This window comes from Brasilonema bromeliae SPC951, from assembly GCF_012912135.1.
Lineage (GTDB): Bacteria > Cyanobacteriota > Cyanobacteriia > Cyanobacteriales > Nostocaceae > Brasilonema > Brasilonema bromeliae.
In genome coordinates, this window is the sequence record NZ_QMEB01000407.1 from 1 (window position 1) to 1,912 (window position 1,912).

A 1,912-nucleotide genomic window follows, 5' to 3' on the forward strand; every position below is an offset into this window, starting at 1 on the left:
CCCTATACCCCTACACCCTTAAACCCCTACACCCCTGTGTTTCTTGAAAGTTAATGCACCTTGCATATTTTTTGCAAACCCCTCACCAAGCGCTCAATTCCTTCTTTTGCTGTCTGTTTTTGTAGCGCACCGTAGGCGACGCGGAGATAGCATCCATCATCCATCCCAAAGGTTGTACCAGGAATCACTGCGACTTGATGTTCGCGGATGAGTCGTTTGACAAGTTCAAAGCTATCCAATTGAGTATGAACTTTCAGGAAAAAATAGAAAGCACCATCAGCAGGAGCAATAGTACACAAGTCTTGTAAGCTGTTGAGGGAATCAAGTACGACTTGTCTTACTTGGGCGATCGCCCCAATATGATCCTTCAAATATTCCTCTTTCGCCTGCAACGCCCCCAAAGCTGCATACTGGGAAATCACAGGCGGACAAATGAGAATCGTATCTTGAACTTTTTTGACGGGGACAAGCAGGTGTTTAGGGATAACCATGTAACCAATACGCCAGCTTGCAAAACCATAAGCCTTAGAAAGACTATAAAGAGAAATCGTGTACTTGCTACTTCCGGCGAATGCACCGGGAGAAATATGTTTCACTCCGTTGTAAGTAAAGTATTCATAGGCTTCATCGCTGATGTGGTAGATACCATGATTGCGACAAATTTGATTGACTTCCCACAACGCTTGTTCTGAATACACAGCCCCTGTAGGATTATTAGGGGAAATTGTCACGACTGCGCGTGTTTTGGGAGTGATAGCAGAGGCGATCGCCTCTGGACGTAGCTGGTAATTTTCATCACATTTCACAAGCACCGGACGACAACCCGCCATAGTAATCGCCATTTCATGGTTGAAATAGTAAGGCGTATTGAGAATAACTTCATCTCCCACCGAAGTGATAGCAAGAACAGCATTCATAAACGCCATATTGCTACCTGCGGTAACAACAATGCAGTTGTCCTCATTTATTTCAATACCGTTAAAAGCTTGTAATTTTGCAGCTATTGCAGTTTGTAAAGGGAGAATTCCTTCAACAGCTTTGTATAAATTATTAGTAGGTTCAGCAAGGAATTTGGGCAAAAGTTCTATGGCTTCGGCTGGTGGACTATAGGAAACAACACCCTGTCCCAGAGAGATTGTACCAGGACAGCTTTTAATCAATTCCGCGACAACTGGAATAATAGGCGACTGCACCGCCTCCATCCGAGAGATAAGAGATTCCATACGGTATCACATTTAAGCTAAGTTCAATTTTCTCTCATATGGCGCTTGTATTTGAGTTGTGAAATCAAAGATTGGATTTAGATGAGGAGGATGACGAGAGAAGGAGGGAAGGAAGGAGGGAAGGATATTTTCCCACACTCCCACACTCCCACTTTTTCTGAGATAGGTATTCACGCGAATCATTTAGGGCTGTATACAATGCGATCGCCTCTAAAATAGAACTATGCAATCCACTCAAACTCAACTCTTGCGACTTTCGCAAGGACAACTTAACCTACTAGAACGTTGTCCCCGTCAATTTCAACACACCTACCTAGAACAACTCCATTCTCCCTTAGATCCGGAACATGAAGAACGGCAAACTTTAGGAAGCCGCTTTCACTTGCTGATGCAGCAGCGAGAAATGGGTTTACCCATTGATACTTTTCTACAAGAGGATACCCAACTGCAAAGCTGGATGTCCGCTTTCGCGAATGCAGCACCAGAAATTTTAAACTCTACTTCCAATAGCCAAACTTTTCGTGAAAGCGAACACTACCGTACTCTGCAAGTTCAAGATTATTTGCTCACGGTTATTTATGATTTATTGATTGCAGATAATCAGCAGGCACAAATTCTTGACTGGAAAACTTATCCCAAACCGCCCAATAAACGCAAGTTGGAACAAAACTGGCAAACACGTCTTTATC

The 1,912-nt window shown here is 43.4% G+C and carries 2 protein-coding genes; one reads left to right on the top strand and one right to left on the bottom strand.

Annotation, left to right across the window (positions count from 1 at the left end; translation table 11 throughout):
- Window positions 1-50 precede the first annotated feature (50 nt).
- On the bottom strand, window positions 51-1,223 hold the full coding sequence (locus DP116_RS28075; protein ID WP_169158230.1) for a pyridoxal phosphate-dependent aminotransferase: 1,173 nt from the start codon (window positions 1,221-1,223) through the stop codon (window positions 51-53).
- A gap of 223 nt (window positions 1,224-1,446) precedes the next feature.
- Between DP116_RS28075 and DP116_RS28080 the strand changes: the two genes are divergently transcribed.
- Window positions 1,447-1,912: PD-(D/E)XK nuclease family protein (locus DP116_RS28080; protein ID WP_211173566.1), on the top strand; the 466-nt coding region annotated here is incomplete at its 3' end.